The sequence below is a fragment of the Nocardia sp. 852002-51101_SCH5132738 genome, assembly GCF_001665695.1.
Taxonomy (GTDB): Bacteria; Actinomycetota; Actinomycetes; order Mycobacteriales; family Mycobacteriaceae; genus Nocardia; species Nocardia nova.
The window spans coordinates 104783-121667 of sequence record NZ_LZML01000183.1; the positions used below are offsets into that span (position 1 = coordinate 104783).

General features: G+C 68.5%; 20 protein-coding genes. 10 read left to right on the forward strand and 10 right to left on the reverse strand.

Features of this window, described 5'->3' with window-relative positions; translation table 11 throughout:
* The first annotated feature begins 55 nt into the window (after positions 1 to 55).
* From A5789_RS27500 to A5789_RS27520, 5 genes are all read left to right on the forward strand, one after another.
* Complete coding sequence (locus A5789_RS27500) at positions 56 to 475, forward strand: DUF4186 domain-containing protein (protein ID WP_227463013.1); 420 nt, start codon at positions 56 to 58, stop codon at positions 473 to 475.
* A 92-nt stretch (positions 476 to 567) separates the two neighbouring features.
* On the forward strand, positions 568 to 1899 hold the full coding sequence (locus tag A5789_RS27505) for an APC family permease (RefSeq protein ID WP_064905140.1): 1332 nt from the start codon (positions 568 to 570) through the stop codon (positions 1897 to 1899).
* Positions 1900 to 2050: 151 nt separating this feature from the next.
* Positions 2051 to 2542, forward strand: coding sequence for a carbonic anhydrase (locus A5789_RS27510; protein WP_064905096.1), 492 nt, complete (start codon positions 2051 to 2053; stop codon positions 2540 to 2542).
* 89 nt (positions 2543 to 2631) lie between these two features.
* Positions 2632 to 3480: an AraC family transcriptional regulator gene (locus A5789_RS27515; RefSeq protein WP_082940997.1), complete on the forward strand. Its 849-nt coding sequence runs from the start codon at positions 2632 to 2634 to the stop codon at positions 3478 to 3480.
* A gap of 46 nt (positions 3481 to 3526) precedes the next feature.
* Positions 3527 to 4420: a sterol desaturase family protein gene (locus A5789_RS27520; RefSeq protein ID WP_064905098.1), complete on the forward strand. Its 894-nt coding sequence runs from the start codon at positions 3527 to 3529 to the stop codon at positions 4418 to 4420.
* 3 nt (positions 4421 to 4423) lie between these two features.
* On the opposite strand, the gene A5789_RS27525 is transcribed toward A5789_RS27520, so the two are convergent.
* The 3 genes from A5789_RS27525 to A5789_RS27535 all read right to left on the reverse strand — a co-directional run bounded on the left by A5789_RS27525 (position 4424) and on the right by A5789_RS27535 (position 7392).
* A complete protein-coding gene (locus tag A5789_RS27525; RefSeq protein ID WP_064905100.1) occupies positions 4424 to 4855 on the reverse strand; it encodes a DUF427 domain-containing protein in 432 nt (143 codons plus the stop codon).
* Between the two features lie 37 nt (positions 4856 to 4892).
* The gene (locus A5789_RS27530) at positions 4893 to 5801 is read right to left on the reverse strand and encodes an acyl-CoA thioesterase II (RefSeq protein WP_064905103.1); all 909 of its coding nucleotides are present in this window, start codon (positions 5799 to 5801) and stop codon (positions 4893 to 4895) included.
* A 67-nt stretch (positions 5802 to 5868) separates the two neighbouring features.
* Complete coding sequence (locus A5789_RS27535) at positions 5869 to 7392, reverse strand: wax ester/triacylglycerol synthase family O-acyltransferase (protein ID WP_082940998.1); 1524 nt, start codon at positions 7390 to 7392, stop codon at positions 5869 to 5871.
* A 356-nt stretch (positions 7393 to 7748) separates the two neighbouring features.
* Between A5789_RS27535 and A5789_RS27540 the strand changes: the two genes are divergently transcribed.
* Complete coding sequence (locus A5789_RS27540) at positions 7749 to 8783, forward strand: hypothetical protein (protein ID WP_064905146.1); 1035 nt, start codon at positions 7749 to 7751, stop codon at positions 8781 to 8783.
* 16 nt (positions 8784 to 8799) lie between these two features.
* On the opposite strand, the gene A5789_RS27545 is transcribed toward A5789_RS27540, so the two are convergent.
* The 4 genes from A5789_RS27545 to A5789_RS27560 all read right to left on the reverse strand — a co-directional run bounded on the left by A5789_RS27545 (position 8800) and on the right by A5789_RS27560 (position 12148).
* On the reverse strand, positions 8800 to 9138 hold the full coding sequence (locus A5789_RS27545; protein ID WP_063014056.1) for an Lsr2 family protein: 339 nt from the start codon (positions 9136 to 9138) through the stop codon (positions 8800 to 8802).
* A gap of 97 nt (positions 9139 to 9235) precedes the next feature.
* Complete coding sequence (locus A5789_RS27550) at positions 9236 to 10405, reverse strand: zinc-dependent alcohol dehydrogenase (protein ID WP_064905105.1); 1170 nt, start codon at positions 10403 to 10405, stop codon at positions 9236 to 9238.
* 9 nt (positions 10406 to 10414) lie between these two features.
* The gene (locus A5789_RS27555) at positions 10415 to 10921 is read right to left on the reverse strand and encodes an SRPBCC family protein (RefSeq protein WP_064905107.1); all 507 of its coding nucleotides are present in this window, start codon (positions 10919 to 10921) and stop codon (positions 10415 to 10417) included.
* A 438-nt stretch (positions 10922 to 11359) separates the two neighbouring features.
* On the reverse strand, positions 11360 to 12148 hold the full coding sequence (locus tag A5789_RS27560) for a hypothetical protein (RefSeq protein ID WP_064905109.1): 789 nt from the start codon (positions 12146 to 12148) through the stop codon (positions 11360 to 11362).
* A gap of 154 nt (positions 12149 to 12302) precedes the next feature.
* Between A5789_RS27560 and A5789_RS27565 the strand changes: the two genes are divergently transcribed.
* On the forward strand, positions 12303 to 12725 hold the full coding sequence (locus A5789_RS27565; RefSeq protein ID WP_063014048.1) for a Zn-ribbon domain-containing OB-fold protein: 423 nt from the start codon (positions 12303 to 12305) through the stop codon (positions 12723 to 12725).
* Positions 12718 to 13917 carry a lipid-transfer protein gene (locus A5789_RS27570; protein ID WP_063014046.1) on the forward strand — a complete coding sequence of 400 codons (1200 nt, stop codon included), beginning with the start codon at positions 12718 to 12720 and terminating at the stop codon, positions 13915 to 13917. Before A5789_RS27565 ends, A5789_RS27570 begins: the two co-directional genes overlap by 8 nt.
* A 94-nt stretch (positions 13918 to 14011) precedes the next feature.
* Here A5789_RS27570 and A5789_RS27575 read toward each other — a convergent pair whose 3' ends face one another.
* Positions 14012 to 14362: a hypothetical protein gene (locus A5789_RS27575; RefSeq protein ID WP_227463012.1), complete on the reverse strand. Its 351-nt coding sequence runs from the start codon at positions 14360 to 14362 to the stop codon at positions 14012 to 14014.
* Positions 14363 to 14510: 148 nt separating this feature from the next.
* On the opposite strand from A5789_RS27575, the gene A5789_RS36980 reads away from it, so the two are divergent.
* A complete protein-coding gene (locus A5789_RS36980; protein ID WP_156747632.1) occupies positions 14511 to 14672 on the forward strand; it encodes a hypothetical protein in 162 nt (53 codons plus the stop codon).
* A 44-nt stretch (positions 14673 to 14716) separates the two neighbouring features.
* On the opposite strand, the gene A5789_RS27580 is transcribed toward A5789_RS36980, so the two are convergent.
* The gene (locus A5789_RS27580) at positions 14717 to 15388 is read right to left on the reverse strand and encodes a phosphodiesterase (protein WP_155525817.1); all 672 of its coding nucleotides are present in this window, start codon (positions 15386 to 15388) and stop codon (positions 14717 to 14719) included.
* 91 nt (positions 15389 to 15479) lie between these two features.
* Positions 15480 to 15794: a cold shock domain-containing protein gene (locus A5789_RS27585; protein WP_227463011.1), complete on the reverse strand. Its 315-nt coding sequence runs from the start codon at positions 15792 to 15794 to the stop codon at positions 15480 to 15482.
* Positions 15795 to 16059: 265 nt separating this feature from the next.
* Here A5789_RS27585 and A5789_RS27590 point away from each other — a divergent pair, with 265 nt between their 5' ends.
* A complete protein-coding gene (locus tag A5789_RS27590; protein WP_030518502.1) occupies positions 16060 to 16872 on the forward strand; it encodes an alpha/beta hydrolase in 813 nt (270 codons plus the stop codon).
* Positions 16873 to 16885: the final 13 nt, after the last annotated feature.

Below are 16885 nucleotides of genomic sequence, written 5' to 3' on the forward strand. Positions count from 1 at the left end.
GTAGCCGCTCGTCCGGGCGAACGGTCGTGTCGGCCGGTCGTTCTAGGCTGGTGTGGTGCGGCTGGACCACGCAACTCTCGACGCTCGCCTCGCTGCCATCGCGCGGCAGCCGTTCCGGGCGAAGTTCCACCTGCGTGAACCCGAGATGGAGTTCGTCGCGCTGCGTGGCATGACGGTGGTGCGCGAGCACGCGGCCGATCTCATCGGCAAGCGGCTCGCGCCGGCTCATCCCGCGAAGGACGGGAAGCAGACTCCCTGGGGCGGTCATCCGGTCTTTCGCGCTCAGCACGCCACCGGCACCTGCTGTCGCAGCTGTCTGCAGCGAACGCACGGCATCGGCAAGGGCCGCGAACTGACCACGCCCGAGCGTGAATACGTCGTGGACATCATCTGCCGCTGGGTCGAAAAAGAGTGCGCTCGCAGGACGGTACGGGTACCGGGCGACGAGGACTCGGACCGCCGCGGCGACGGATAGGGCTGCGAACGCGGCCGTCCGGCGACCCGCATGTCGGCGCACGGTCACCGGCATTTTCGGTTCGATGCGCGCCGGGCGGGTACGTGGCCGATATGCCCCGTTCGTTGAAGCGCGCCGTCAGTACGCCTCTGCTGTACTTCTTCATCCTGGGCGACGTGCTCGGGGCCGGCGTGTACGTGCTGATCGGTTCCGTGGCGCAGGCGTCGGGCGGTGCGGTCTGGTTACCGCTGGCCGTCGCCCTCGGACTGGCCACACTCACCGCGGCGTCGTATGCCGAGCTGGCGACGAAGTACCCGCGGGCCGGTGGTTCGGCGCACTACGCGACCCGCGCACTGGGACCCGCCGCCGGTTCGCTGGTCGGCTTCTGCATGCTCGCCGCGGGTGTGGTGTCGGTGGGGGCGCTGGCGCGGGCATTCGCCGGTGACTATCTCCAAGCGCTTGTGTCCGCACCGACCGCGCTGGTCATCGTGGTCTTCCTGGTCGCGCTGGCGTTGCTCAACATTCGGGGGATCAAGGAATCGCTGCGCGCCAATGTGGCGGCGAGTCTGATCGAGCTCATTGGGCTGGTGCTGATCATCGGGTTGGGTGCGTGGATCCTGGTTCGCGGTGACGCCGATCCCGGCAGGCTCACCGAGATCGGCACCGCGGAACACGGTCCGGTTCCGGCAGTGCTCGCGGGGACGGTGCTGGCCTTCTACTCCTTCGTCGGTTTCGAGACCTCGGTGAATCTGGCGGAGGAGGTGCGCGATCCGCGTCGCTCGTACCCGTTCGCGCTGTTCGGCGCGCTGCTCACCGCCGGAGTGGTGTACGTGCTGGTGGGTGTGGTCGCCAGTGCCGCCGTGCCCACCGGCGAACTGGCACGGTCGAGCGGTCCGCTGCTCGAAGTGGTGCGCCGGGCCGGCGGGGTGCCCGACCGGTTGTTCAGTGTGATCGCCCTGGTCGCCGTCGCCAACGGCGCATTGCTGACCGGCATCATGGCCTCGCGGCTGGCCTACGGCATGGCACGCGACGGACTGCTGCCGGCGGTGCTGACCCGCCTGCTTCCCGGCCGCCGCACTCCGTGGGTCGCGGTGGTGGCGACCTCGGGCGTATCCGTCGCCCTCGCGCTCACCGGCGAGGTCGCCGTGCTGGCCGAAACTCTGGTTCTGCTTCTGCTCGTCGTCTTCGCGGCGGTGAACTGTTCGGTTCTGCTCGAGCGCCGCCATCCCGTCGACACCGACCACTTCCGCGTCCCGACGCTCGTTCCGTGGCTGGCACTGGCCTCCTGCCTCTACCTGTTCACCCGCATCGATGCCGCCATCTGGGCGCGCGGGTTGGTCCTGGTCGGCCTGGGCGCAATACTCGCGCTGGTCAACAGCGTGCGCACTCGTCGCGCCCACCCGGAATCGCGCATCGCGCACGCGGCGAAGGCGATGCGTCCGTGAATCCGCGCCCGGCCGACGCGCGGCGGTCGTGTCACCCGATCAGCAACCGTTGACTTCACGCTGAGCGAATACCTGGTGTTCGCGGCGGGCGGGAGTCACGATCCATGCGTACATGTGAATGTCCGCAGCTACCCCGACGAAGGGCGCGATCATGACCGTGACCGACGAGCTTCTGGCCAACAACGCCGAATACGCAGCACAGTTCAGCGGACCGCTTCCGCTGCCGCCGAGCAAGCACGTCGCCGTCGTGGCGTGCATGGACGCGCGGCTGGACGTCTACCGCGTTCTCGGCCTCGAGGAGGGGGAGGCGCACGTCATCCGCAATGCGGGCGGGGTGGTGACCGACGACGAGATCCGTTCGCTGGCAATCAGTCAGCGGTTGCTGGGCACCACCGAGATCATCCTGATCCATCACACCGACTGCGGCATGCTGACCTTCACCGACGACGAGTTCAAACGCGGAATTCAGGACGAGGTGGGCATCGAACCCGAATGGGCTACCGAGGCTTTCGACGATCTGGATGTGGATGTGCGCCAGTCGATTCGGCGAATCGAGGCCAGCCCGTTCGTGACGAAGACGACCTCGCTGCGCGGCTTCGTCTTCGACGTCGGCACCGGCAAACTCCAGGAGGTCATCGCCTGAGTCCGAGGCGGTGCGGAGAGCCGCTGCCGCGTGCGGTCGGCGGATGGCAGGATAGGCGGGTTCCCGCTTCCCGTCCGATGGTTCGATACATGCCGAGTGACTTCTCCGACGCCGAAGGTCCGTTCCTGCGCGAGACAGGGTGCGAGGGTGCCGGCGCGGCGGTCGATCGCTCGAAAGTCGTTGCGGTAACGGATGTTCCGGATGCTGGGCGATGGTCGGGCGCGGCGCTGCTGCTGCCGGGCGTGCTGGCGTACGCGGGCGCGATCGGGCCGACCGAACGGCACGCTCACCATGCGGTACAGCTGATGGTCGCGGCGAGGGATCTGCGAGTGGTCGGCGACGACGGGCGCGTGCACACCGGAACTCGGCTGGGGATTCCCTCCGATACCGGGCACGCGATCATGACGGGCGCCCGTGCTGCGGTCGCGCTGTTCGTCGATCCGGAATCCGCGCTGGGTAGTGCGGTGGAGCACCGTCTCGGCGCGGACTGGGCGGGCGCCGAGCTCCTGGCCGGCCTCGATCCGGCCGTCCGCGACCTGCGCGCCGCGGTGTCGGCGCTGACCCGGTCGGTGGGCGCCGGGGCCGCGCCACCGCCGCGCCATCCGGGTGTGAGCGCGGCGCTGGAACTGCTCCCCGAGCTGATCGCGGCGGGCCCGGTGCGCACCGGCACCGTGGCCGGGCGGCTGGGGATGTCGACGAGCCGGCTGACCCACGTGTTCACCGAACAGGTCGGGTTGCCGCTGCGCCGGTACGTGTTGTGGCTGCGCGTCATGACCGCCGTCGCGCGGACCGCGGCCGGTGACGATGTGACCGCCGCGGCGCATGCGGCGGGATTCGCCGACAGTGCGCACCTGTCCCGAACCTGCCGTGCCACCTTCGGCCTGCCGCCGTCCGCGCTGAGCCGCAACGTCCGCGTGGACATCGACTCCGCGACCTAGCCGAATCGTTCAATCGCCCCGGCGGCAGTTGCGCGAGGCTGGAACGGTGACCGATACCACCACGGCGAAGAAGACGAAACAGTCTGTCCCGCAATGTGTTCTGCGCTACTGCTATGTGCCGTTCATGCTGCTCGGCATCGACGGCGCCGCGATCGCCCTGTCGGCCGCCGGCGCTGCGGAGGTGTGGCTGCTACCGCTGCTGATGATCGCCGTGGCGTCGTCGTTCCTCACCGAGCGGGTCATTCCGTACGAGCGGTCGTGGAATACCGACCACGACGACACTCGCCGCGACCGCATCCATGCCGTGGTGAACGAAACCATGACTCTGGCCGGTGTGGCGGTGATTCCGCTGGTGGCGGCCGTGGCTCCGGCCCCGGATCTCTGGCCGCGACACTGGCCGTTCCTGGCCCAGGCTCTCGTGGCGATCGTGGTCGCCGATTTCGGGATCACGACCGTACATCTGGCCAGCCACAAGATCGGCGTGCTGTGGCGATTCCATGCCGTGCACCACAGCGTCACCCGGTTCTACGGACTCAACGGTCTGATGAAACACCCTGTGCACCAGGCGATCGAAACGGCCGCGGGGGTGGCGCCCCTGATCCTGGCCGGCCTGCCGGTCCATGTCGCCGGCGCGCTGGCCGTGGCGGTCGCCGTGCAACTGCTGCTCCAGCATTCCAATGCCGACTACCGCGTCGGCCCGGCGAAACACGTGCTCGCCCTCAACGCGGGGCACCGTTTCCACCACCTCAAATGGGCCGGTGCCGGCGATGTGAACTTCGGGCTGTTCACGCTGATCTGGGACCACCTCTACCGGACCTACTCCTTCGATCCCGCGCGCCGATTCACCTCCGCCGAACTCGGCATGGCGGCGAAACCGGACTATCCCACCGCCTATCCGGCGCAGCTGCGCCATCCCTTCTCCGCCGACGGGGGGTGCTGAGGACTATTCGGCGGCGCGCGGTGTGCTTCCGGCCTCCGCCCGCTGCCGCACACCCGACACGGCCGGGGTCGCCACGCCGACCTCGAGACGGACCCGATCCTGATAGAAGCCGATGTGGTCGCGGATCAACGCCACCTCCGGATAGGGATCGGTGTACTCCCACGCGATCGGCTCCGCGCTGTCGTGCGGGCGCCAATACCGGGCCCGGCCCTTGAAGGGGCAGCGCGAGGTGAGCTGTTCGTCCAGGGTGAGCAGGTCGAAGCGCACATCGGCGACCGGAATGTAGAACACGATCCCGTGATCCTGTTCGGCCACGAGCAGACTCGCGGTGGTCTCGGCCAGGTGCCGGTCGTCGTGCGAGACGCGGACCAGATTGCGAATGCGCCGCACGTCGATGCGATAGTCGGGCCACTCGGCGAAGCCGGACGCTTGCATGTGTTCCTCCGAACGTGTTGCCCCGGAATACGGATGGTCAGAGTACGGTGCCGGCTCGGGTGCGGACGGCGGTATCGGCCGGCCGGAACGCGCGCACCATCGCGTGCACGCTGTAGGTGGCCGTCAATCGTCCGTCGGCGGCGTGTACCCGTCCTTCGCTCTGGGCGTGGCCGCGTCCGGCGTAGACGACGCGGGTGCCGTACAGCAGCCACTGCGTCACATCCGGTTCGTCGTGAAAGGCGATGGTGGCCATGGTGATTCCGGTCGAGATCGCGGAATGTGCCATCGATTCACCGTAGTCGGGATGCGGCCGCAGCGCCGCGGCCACCGTCCAGTGCGCGCACGACTGCGCCAGCAGCGCCGCGTGCAGGTAGTAGGCATCCGGCGCGTCGCGGTACCGCGTCCACACGAACAGTTCCGGCGGGCCCACATGTCCGGGATCGGGACTGTACGCGCCGCCGACCACACGCATGTCGCGGCCGTCGACCTCCGTTCCCGGAATATCCAGCGGCGTCGACTCGTCCGGTGGATCGACGACCGGCATCGGCGCGGCCGAACGGATCAGGTCGGGCGCGCCGGCGTCGAGGAGCACCGTGCCCGCACACCGCAGTGTGTCGTCCTGGCGCACCCGGACCTGCGCCGTGCTGTAGGTGCGACCCGAGTGCAGGACCTCGACCTCGACGTCCAGCGGCGCGTCGTGGGCGGCGACCCGCGAGAAGATCATCGACGCCGACACCACCCGCTGTCGTGGCACCTCCTTGGCGGCCGCCACGATCGCGTCGCCGAGCATCTGACCGGCCTCGACGACGTTGCGGACCGTCGGACCGTGCGCGGGCGCTACGTAATGTCCTGCGCCACAAGGGCGTACGTCCATGAGGCGCGACAGCTCGGCCTGGCTCCACGGTGGCCCGCCCGGGCCCGCCCCGGCGTGCGGATCGTCGACCATCGGACCCCTCGTGCGTATATGACGTTCTCGTTATTGGAGAGTCATATTACCAAAGTCGCGCGTCGCGTCACGAGCTCCGCTGCAACTCCGACAGCGCATCGGCGAGGTGGGTGGTGATGTCCCAGACGTCGGGAACGGCTTCCGGACAGGCGACGATGCCGAAGTCGAGGTGACCGTCGTAGGACATCACCGTGATGTTCAGGCTGCCGGACAACTCGGTGAGCACCGAGACCGGATAGCTGGCCAGTACGCGGATTCCGTCGAGATACAGCGGGAGCTGTGGTCCAGGGACGTTCGAGACGATCAGGTTGACCAGGGGAAGGGTGGGAGCCGCGGCGCGCAGCAGCGCACGCGTCGGCAGCCCGTGCAGGGCCGGTGTGAGCATTGTGGTCAGTTCGTGCAGCAGGGTCGGTGGCTGTTTGCCGAACCGGTCCTTGGCCACGAGCAAATTGTTGTGCAGCAGTTTCAGCCGGGCGTGTGGATCGTTCTCCCCGATCGGCAGTTGGGACAGCATGAGCGAGAACTGATTTCCCGCACTGCCGAACTGCTCGGGTGTGCGCACCGAGACCGGGATCGCGGCCAGCAGGGGCCGGTCGATGGGAAGTTCGCGGTCGAGCATCCAGTTGCGCAACGCCGAGGTGCACAGAGCCATCACGACATCGTTGACGGTGCCGTCGATCGATTTCTTGATCGCCTTGACCGCCGCGAGGGGCAGTGAGGTGTAGGCGACGCTGCGGGTCGTGGTGAGCGGCTGGTTGAACGGGACATCGTCGTGCTTGGCGCGGAATGCGTCCCGGGTGCGCAGCAGCGTCGGCACCGCGTCGAGGGCCGCGCGCGTGCGGGCCGACTGGCGGGTCACCGCCTTGGGAGCGCTGCGGGCCAGCATCTCGACGATCGAGGGCGTGCGATCGCGGCGCATACCGGCCTCGGGTAGCGGTGTGGCCGTGGGGGTTTCGGAGACGTCGAGGATCGCGCCCATGATCTCCGCCGCGGACACGCCGTCGATCACCGCGTGGTGCACCTTCGTGTAGACCGCCTGACGGCCGCCCGAGAGTCCGGAGACGAGATGGCATTCCCACAGCGGACGGGATCGGTCGAGGGGCTGGGCGTGGCGGCGGGCGACGTAGTCGGCGAGGTCGGCGTCGGTCGCACCGTCGGGCAATCGCACGTGCCGCACGTGGAAACCGAGATCGACGGCGGCGCAATCTTCCCAGTACGGCTCGTCGAGGCCCAGCGGCACGGTGCGTACCCGGCGGCGCAGCGGCGCCACGAGGTGCAGCCGGGCGGCGAACAGCCGCCGCAGTGTGCCGGCATCCAGCGGGCCGCGCGGCCCGCGGCCCGAATCGAGCAGCATCACGGCGCCGATATGCATGGGCGCCGCTGCGGTTTCGCTGTCCAGCAGATGCAGATCCAGGGCGCTCAACTGCCGCGGTGGTCCGATTTCCGCCGCGGCCGGGATCGTCGTGGACGCCGGCGCGGCCGCGCGCTGCACACCGCTGGTCAACGACTCGCCGGGGGTGCGCAGGTGGATGGTGGTCTCTCGCGCGTGGGTCTCCCGTGCGTGCGAGACAGTGCTGGACGAGCCGGTCATCGTTACCTCCCGGGAGACGGTCCGGGAAGGTTCAGCGGCAGCACAGGTGCACCGAATCGAGCCCGGACAGCGGGGTGGCGCCTCGGTGAGGCGCGCAGACGGAGTTCGCGCGGCACTGGTCGAACGACGAGTCGTCTCGATATCCGAAACGTGGCTGCGAGTCTAGGGCCGATCGTGGCCGGCTGGGCTTCGCGGAGAATTCGGGCCCGTAAATTGTGTGCAAACACCCGATGTGCGCCGGTCCGCGCGGACCGGCGCAGGCCGGCTCCTGCGGCGCGCCCGGCAGCACCGGCGAGCGTCTCGGCCCGGTTCCGCGTTCGGCAGAACATGTGCCCCGCGACTTGTACGATGTGGTAATGCGTTCGCGGAGCGTGCATTTCGTGGGTAGCTTCCCCGCCACGACTACGGATGAGGCGATGCGGGCGATGGCCGACAGTGCCGGTCCGTTGTTGCACACCCTGCCCACCGGCGAGACCCGCCGCTACGAGTACTACGTCCGGCCGATCCTGGAAGACCTGGTCGCTCAGGGCGCGCTCAAGGTCGCCCGGGCGGGGGAGTGGCGGACTCGGCGCGATCGACCTCGGTACCGCCTGCCGCCGGGCCGCACGCCGACCGGGGCCGGGATGGACCTCGGATATGCCGGGGAAGCCGCCGAGGCGCTGCCGATCTTCTCCGCCGTGCGCGCCGACCTCGGCCGGCCCGAACTCGCGTTGCAGATCGGCATGCCGACCGACCTCACCCTGGCGTTCGTCGCCTTGGGGCCCAAAGGGATTCGATCCGGGCGCGCGCCGTTCACGGAAGCCACGGCACGCGAGATCGCCACCATCGCGCGGATGGGCGGCGACGATGTCGTGATCCAGCTGGAGGCGACCGCGGAGTTGGTGGCGATGGCGCTCACTCAGCCCGCGCATCGCATGGTGGAACGCGTGCTGGGCTCGGGCCGCGGCATCGCGGCACTCGCCGCCGCGGCACCGCAGGGCACCCGCATCGGCGTGCACCTGTGCCTGGGCAGCCTGCACAACAAGGGTGCGCCGCTGCGCACCGCACGGCCCTTCGTCGACCTGGCCAATTCCGTTGCGCGGCACTGGCCTGCCGGACGCACCCTGGAATACGTTCATGTCCCGTTCGCCGCGGGCGACCGACCGCCGGCGGCCGGGGCCCGGTTCTACGCGCCCCTCGCCGATCTGTCCCTGCCCGCGGGCACCCGCTTCTACGCGGGCGTCGTCCACGACGTACCCACCGCGGACGAGCAGCGAAAGACGCTGCACACCATCGAGAATGCGCTCGGCCGCCGCGTCGACGGCGTCGCCTGCGCATGCGGTCTGGGCCGTCGTCCCCGCGCTGTCGCGGACGCGCTCATGGCGCGCGCCGTGACGTTGGCGGGTTCGTGACCGGGCGGACCGGGGTCTAGCCGGCTTTGTTGTACGCCTCGACGATGTCCTTGTGGATACGGCCGCGGCTGGAGATCTCGTAGCCGTTGTTGCGCGCCCACTCCCGGATGGCGGCCGTCTGCTCCCGGTCCGGTGTCGTGCGGGCGGTACCGGACTTGACGGCGCCCTTGCGGTTTCGGCCGACCTTGCGGGCGGGCTCGGTCCACTGCTCGAAGATCTTGCGCAGCTTCTCGGCGTTCTTGGTCGACAGGTCGATTTCGTATTCGACTCCGTCGATGCCGAAGTGCACCGTCTGGTCGGCATCGGACTTGCCGTCGTAGTCGTCCACCAGCTCGACGATGACCTTCTTGGCCATGAAAACCCACCCTCCACTCAGCTCGTATGTGACGCGGCGAAAATGCTAATCGAGTTCGCGAGAGCGTCGTTGAGCAGGGTGAGGACCGCGGCTCGGGTCACGGGCGGAAGATCGCGCGCACGCAGCCTTCCCGTTTGTTCTTGAACATGTCGTATCCGCGTACGGAGTCCTCGAGGGGCAGGTCGTGGGTGATCAGGTAGGACGGGTCGAGGTCGCCCTGCTGGATGTAGTCGAAGATGCGCCGCACGTAGCGCTGGCCGTGCTGTTGCGCGCTGCGGATCGTGAGGCTTTTGTTCGTGACGATGCCCATCGGGAATTTGTCGGTCAGGCCGTAGACGCCGAGCACCGACACCACACCGCCCTTGCGGCACGCCAGCAGCGCCTCGCGCAGAGGTGTCGCGCGGTCGGTTTCGAGACGCAGAAGTTGTTTGGCGCGGTCGTAGGCGTTCTGCAGTCCGGTGCCGTGCCCTTCCATGCCGACCGCGTCGACGCACGCGTCCGGGCCGCGGCCGCCGGTCATCTCGGCGATGGTGTTCTGCACGCTGTCCACCGCGGTGTAGTCGATGGTTTCGGCGTCGAAATGCTTGCGCGCCAGTGCCAATCGTTCCCGATAGCGGTCGATGACGATCACGCGATCCGCGCCGAGCAGCCGCGCCGAGTGCCCGGCCATCAGGCCGACCCCGCCGCTGCCCCAGATCGCGACCGTATCGCCGGGAGAGATGTCACAGAATTCGGCGCCCATCAGACCGGTCGGCACGGCGTCGGAAACGAACAGGGCCTGTTCGTCGGTGATCTCCCCGGGGACGGGGAAGCAGTTGACGTCGGCGAAGGGCACCCGCACGTATTGGGCGTGCGAACCCTGATATCCGCCGAAGGGATGGGTGTAGCCGTAGATGCCGGCGGTCGGATAGCCGAGCGCGGGGCGCTGCAGATGTGCGTTCGGGTTGGTGGTGTCGCATGCCGCCCACAGTTCGTGTTCGCAGAACCAGCAGGAGCCGCAGCCGATGAACGAGGGGACGACGACGCGCTCACCCACCGTACGGTGGTTCACCTCCGGCCCGACATCGACGACTTCGCCGACGAATTCGTGTCCGAAGACGTCGCCGTGCTGCATCCCGGGCAGGTAGCCGTCGATGAAATGCAGATCCGAACCACACGTGGTGCTCAGATGGACCGCGACGATCGCGTCGTGCGGGTTGACCACCGAGGGGTCGGGCACGGTTTCGACGGCGAGATCGTTGACCCCGTTCCAGCACAGTGCGCGCATGAATCGTTCCTATTCGTCCGAGGAGGCACGCGCGCTCGGATTACCGGCGAGGGTCGGTATCTCGCCGGTCTGCAGCAGCGCCCGCGCACGGTAGAGGACCGCGAATGCGGCGGTATCGGTGAGGACATCGGCGATCGGCGCCAGCACCGACAAGGTCACTTCGGTGCCCAGCCCGCGGGGCGCGTCGCGGAAGTTCAGTTGCAGGGCGGCGCCGGCGGCCTCGGTGCCGGTGAACCGCAGTGTTCCCGGACCTTCGGTCAGTGTGGTTGTCCACGTGCCGGTTTCGTTGCCGTGCGAACCCAGCCGCCACTCGAACCGGTGACCGTCCTCGCTGCTCACCGAGGCCACATCCCCGAACACCCGGGACAACCGGTGGGGATCGCGCCAGAGCCGCTCCACATCCTCGCGCGGGCGGGCGATCGTCACCGACTGCGGATGGCCGTACCCGGAGGCCGCGCCCACCACTTTCGTAACCACCGTGCCCAGTCGATCCTTGACCGCATCGGTGACGTTCATCCGGTCCTCCTCGCCGGTCGCTTCGCTGGCGAGCTACCCGGGACCGAAGGTGGTAAACGCCGATTGCCGCAAGGTCGCGGGCCGGCAGTGATCGTTTCGGATGAGACTTTCCCGACCGGTAGAGTGTCGGTCCTCGGTGTCCTCACGTGGGAAGCGAGGCGTGCGCCGACTCGGTCGAGTGCGGCGAATTTTCTGAAACGTCCTTCTTTCATAAGATTGCTGAGCTAGGTTCACGGCTACGCCGGACACTCGGCGATGAGTAAGTCGGAGGACACCGTGGAATTTCTTGGCTCAGTCGCTGGCATCCTGCAGATGGTGATCGGCACCATTCTCTCCAACACCGGTTCGGGTGGCTCCGGCTCCGGTTGGTGAACGTGACGGATTCGGCTCGCTACCGGTGAGCCGAATCCCCCGCGTGTGTGGGTAGCGCCGGGTCGTTCACTGGTCGAGGGCATGCTCCGGCTGGCAGACATGCATCGGCGACGGCAGGTACCGGACCATCGCGTCCAGCAGTGCGGTGATGTCGTCGGTGTGCGGCGACGCATCGCACAGGACGGGTACGACATCGCCGATCCGGGTGAGGTGGCGGATCCGGTCGTGCAACTGTCGCGGTGGCATCTTCCCCGTGCCCGGCAGGCGGGGCCGCGCGGTGTCCTGCGCCAGCACCGTGTCCACGAGTTCGTGATACCGCTGTACGGCCACCGGCCAGTGACTGCCGAAGAATTCGGCGGCCATCGGTTCGAGTTCCCACATCGGTACCAGATCGATGACGCCTTCGAATTCGGCGCCGATGCCGAGCGGCATCTGCAGCGTCACCGGCACCGCTCCGCGGGTGGCGGCGACCGTGCGCACGCAGTGACCGAAGTCCGCGGCGTGCTGGTCGAGTCCGCGCACCAGGCACAGGCGTGCGACCTGGTGGTCGTCGGCCACCCGCAGTATCGCCTCGAGTCGCGGAGCGCTCGTCGCGGCCGCGTTCGTCGGCACGACCACTCCGTCGGCCGTCCGGATGGCCCGTTCGAGTTCCGCGATGGGCGCGTGGCTCGACAGTTCGGTGATGCGAACCGTGTGCTCGGCGCGGTCGGTCACCCACTCGACGGTGACCGCTGAGCGGGACCCGGATGCGGTGGGCCGGCGACGCAGCCGGCGGATGAGCGCCGTCGTCTCTTCGGGCTCGCCCACGATCGTGACGTTGCGAATCGACTGCGGGTCAATGATTTTCACGCCCATCGCGTTGCGTACTCCCGATCGGCTCGCGGGTGGGGACCCTCCTCGACGAGGTCTCACCGTACCCGCGGGGGCGCATCGGCGGAGCGGAATTCCTCGCCAAAGTAGAACGTGTTCCTATATCGTCGGCGCTGTGCAGAAAGAACAACGCCCCGCCGTGGAAGGTTGGTTCACTGCGGACGACGGCACGGTACGTCTCCAGGGAAGTCGCTGCGATGTGTGCGGCACACCGTATTTCCCTCGGAACACCCTGGCCTGCCGCAACCCGCAGTGTGCGAGTCCCAAGGACGGATCCGAGCTGGTCGAGTACCTGTTCTCCACGCGAGGCCGGATCTGGTCGTACGCGGACGCCCGCTACAAACCGCCCGCGCCCTATGTCTCGCCGGATCCGTTCGAGCCCTACGTCGTCGCAGCGGTGGAGCTCGAGGAAGAGCAGATGGTGATTCTCGGGCAGGTCGTGCGCGGCCTCACCGTGGACGACCTGGCCGTCGGCATGCCGGTCGAACTGGCCCTGGGCGTGCTGTACGAGGACGAGGAAGCGGAACACACGGTGTGGATGTGGAGGCCGGTCGATGCCTGACAACGATCGCGATATCGCCGTCCTCGGTGCGGGCATGCACCAGTGGGGCAAATGGGGACGCAACTTCGTCGAATACGGCCTGGTGGCCGCGCGGGCGGCGCTGGCCGATGCCGGCGTGGACCACCGCGACGTCGGCTACATCGCCGGCGCGGACACGATCCGCAACGGCTACCCGGGATTCGTGTCGGGTGCGACGTTCGCCCAGGCGCTCGGCTGGTCCGGCGCCCGCATCTCGAGCAGCTACGCCGCCTGTGCCTCCGGCGCCCAGGCCATCGCCAACGCGCGGGCCCAGATTCTGGCCGGGTTGACCGATGTGGCGCTCGTGGTCGGTGCCGATGCCGCGCCGAAGGGTTTCTTCCAGCCGGTCGGCGGTGAACGCCGCGACGATCCGGACTGGTTGCGCTTCCACCTGCTCGGCGCCACCAACCCCATCTACTTCGCGCTGTACGCGCGCCGGCGGATGGCGCTGCACGGGGCCACGCTCGACGATTTCGCCGCCGTCAAGGTCAAGAACGCCAAGCACGGCCTGAACAACCCCTATGCCCGCTACCGCAAGGAGGTCGCGGCCGAGGAGGTCGCCGCGTCGGCGATCGTGTCGGATCCGTTGCGGCTGCTCGACATCTGCGCGACCAGCGACGGCGGCGCCGCGCTGGTGCTGACGTCGATGGACTACGCCCGCCGCCACGGCATCGCGGACCCGGTCCGCATCCGGGCGCTGTCGACGGTCACGCCCACCTTCCCGAAGACCGTGCTCGATCTGCCGGATTTCGCGACCGACTCGGCGGTGGCCTTCGATACGCCCTCGCGTTCGTTCCGGTCCGCGATCGCGGACGCCGCCTACGAGGAGGCCGGGCTCGGCCCCGCCGACCTGTCCTTCGCGGAGGTCTACGACCTGTCCACCGCGCTGGAACTGGACTGGTACGAAGACATCGGGCTGTGTGAGATCGGCGGTGCCGAGGAGCTGTTGCGCAGCGGCGCAACCACTTTGGGCGGTCGCGTGCCGGTCAACCCCAGCGGTGGCCTGGCCTGCTTCGGTGAGGCCATCCCGGCGCAGGCGATCGCTCAGATCTGCGAACTCACCTGGCAGTTGCGCGGCCGGGCCGACGGTCGTCAGGTGGAGAACGCCCGCGCCGGTATCGCCGTGAACCAGGGCTTGTTCGGCCACGGTTCGGCGATCATCGCCACCCGCTGAACTCCGCTCCGCTCACGAAAACCCGGGTTGCACCCCGGGTTTTCGCGTATCCGGGAGGGTTCGGGGCCGCCGGCGTGGCAGCGGTCCGGTTCGCTCAGCCCCAGGTGGCCCGGTCCGGCACGGTGGACGTGAAGATCACATAGAAGTGCTGGCCCGGCAGCAGTTCGTTGATGTCGTGCCAGCTGCCGGCGGGATCACGCTGGTAGTAGCGCTGAATGCCGGTGCCGTCGTCGTAGCACACGATGCCGGCGGTGCCGAACGGACTCCAATACACCTCGGTGCCCGGTCGCGGTGGTTCCAGCGGGGTACGGAACTGCTGGCTGCACGGTGTGATCACCGGGTGGTAGATGGTGGGTTGGGCGGCCGCGCTCGGTGCCAGTGCGGCGAGTCCGGCGCCCGAAATCGCGGCGGCGGTGAGGACACGGCGGAAGGTGAAAATCGGCAATTCCACTCCTTGCTGGGCGGAGAAGAGTTCACTGGCCTGTGTCGGCAACCCTACGGTCCGGGGCGTGTGACGAAAAAGTGGTTTGGCAGGCCGGGATCGGGGTTTTCGGTAGTCAGCAGTGATCTTGGGGGAACGAGGAGTGAGCCGCATGCCGAGTAACAGAGATTCCGTATTCGTCGACGATGAAGCCGTGGCCTCGATGCCGGCCGAACAACCGGCCGCGGTGAGCTGGCCGGACCCCAGCCCCCTCGATTCGTGGTGGAACGACATCATGGGCCTGTCGGCCGACCCGCCCCGGCCGGCCGCCTGACGGAAGGGCGAAATCCTCAGCGCCGCAGTGGTTTCGACCGGGTGCTACGGTTGTTCGGCGCCGCGTCCTTCGCGGCTGCCCCGGTAGGCGCTGCGCCGGATGCGAGTGACGAACCCCGGGGCCAGCGCGACGCCGGGCGGGTGGTGCAGGGTCGGGTCGACGGCGTCCTCGGGCGGTGGGGCGACGGTTTCGGCGGTGAGCCGCAGATTCGCGAACGGTTCCTCGGGTCCGTGCAGTCGCCCGGCGGTCAGTGTGAAACCGAGGCCGTGAGTGGTCGTGTATTCGCGCAGCGTCGCCAGGGAGGCGTCCGCAGGTTGATCGGCGTCCGGCCGGGCGAATATCCACTGGGGTGCGCCGCCGTCGAACCGATAGGCCATGAGCGTCCCGTAGGTCGCGTGGCGCCACGACGGGACAGGTATCGCGAAAAATCGGGTCAGCGTGCCGGTGGGTGTCGATGCCAGCGCGAGGTCCCAGCGCCCGCCGGGGGTCTGCACGCGCAGTCCGATTCCCACGGCGTCGGGCAGCCGTCCCGGCATGCCGAGGGCCTTGGACAGGCGAACCTCGACGTCGCGTTCTCCGTCCCCGAAATACCTCTCGAAGGCCGGCGCGGAGTGCAGGCGCCCGCTGAACCAGAGGCCGCGCGGATGGAAGACGCGGGCACGCCGGACGCGGGCGACCAGCTCGAACGATTCCTCGACCAGGCGTTCGGCTTTCACATCTCTGCTTTCGTCGTGACGGTCGGGTCGGATCGGCGGCAGCCGACATCTGGCCGGTACCCCGTCACGGCCGAGGTATTCGCCTCCGCAGTCAGGATTCGTCGCCGGCGTGCGGGTACGGGAGGACCTGTGTGGCCTCGGGCCCGCCGCTGGTGTGGGTCACGGTGAAGACCACCGTCTGCCCGGGGCTGAGAGTTTTGTAGCCGGGCATGTCGATCGTGCGGTAGTCGACGAAGACCGCGTCACCGGAGGCGCTGGTGAGGTAGCCGAACCCCTTCTCGGCGTTGAACCACGTCACCTGCCCCCGCTGCCAGCCCGGCAGCTTGTCGTCGACCGGCATGAGGTGCGGATCCGGGTGGGCCCGGTGCTCGGCGGGAACAACGGCGGGTGTCCAGGTCACGGTCATGCGCAAACTCATTCCGGTCGCGGGTGGGGAAAACTGGTGGCCGGTCACCGGCTTCCCGGCGCCGACGCCCGAGATACCCGGTCGTACCGCGGCCAAACAAGCCCTGCTGTTTCCCGTCGACTCCGCTTCCGGGCCGGGTGAACGGATCTTCCGGATCGGCTGCCGGTCTACTCCCGAGAGCGCTATCGTCGCTGCCAGGTCGCCTTTGCCCATTGGTTGCCGGCCGTGCGCGCATGCCCGCCGGCGCAGCGATGAAGGGACAGCCATGAGGATCACCCGTTTCGCGAAAGCCGTTTCGATCGTGTTCGCGCTGATCGCCGGTTTCGTCGTGGCGGCACTCGGACCCGCGAACGCTCAGACCATGCCGACGATCGTGCTGGTTCACGGCGCGTTCGCCGACACCACCAGTTGGGACGCCGTCGCCGGCGATTTGCGCGGGCGGGGATACCAGGTGGTGGTGCCCGAGAATCCGCTGCGCGGACCGGCCTACGACGCCGCGGCGGTCGAGAAGACCGTCGCCGGAATCTCCGGTCCGGTGGTCTTGGTCGGCCATTCCTACGGCGGCGCGGTGATCACGAACATCCACAATCCGAATGTGAAGGCGCTGGTGTTCGTGGCGGCATTCGCGCCGGCGCAGGGCGAGCCGGTGGCCCTGGCACTCGATCCGATCCGTTTCCCCGGTAGCCAACTACTGCCGCCCGCACTGCAGATGAAGGTCGTCGACGATTCGAGCAACGCCCTCGGCCGCAACCTCGACGCCTACATCGCCGACGCCTCGTTCCATCAGGTGTTCGCCCCCGATGTCAGCGACGCCACGGCCGCGACCATGCTCGCCCACCAGAAATCGCTCGCGGTGGCGGCGAATGTCGAGCCGTCCGGATCGCCCGCGTGGTCGAACACGCCCAGCTGGTACCTGGTCTCGGCGAACGACACCGTGATCCCGCCCGCCGCGCAACGGTGGATGGCGGGCCGGATCGGCGCGCACACCAGCGAGGTGCAGGCGTCACACGTCGCGCTCGTCTCCCAGCCGGCCGTGGTGGCCGATGTGATCGCGTCGGCGGCCGCGGCGACGACATAGCCGCGGCGGCATG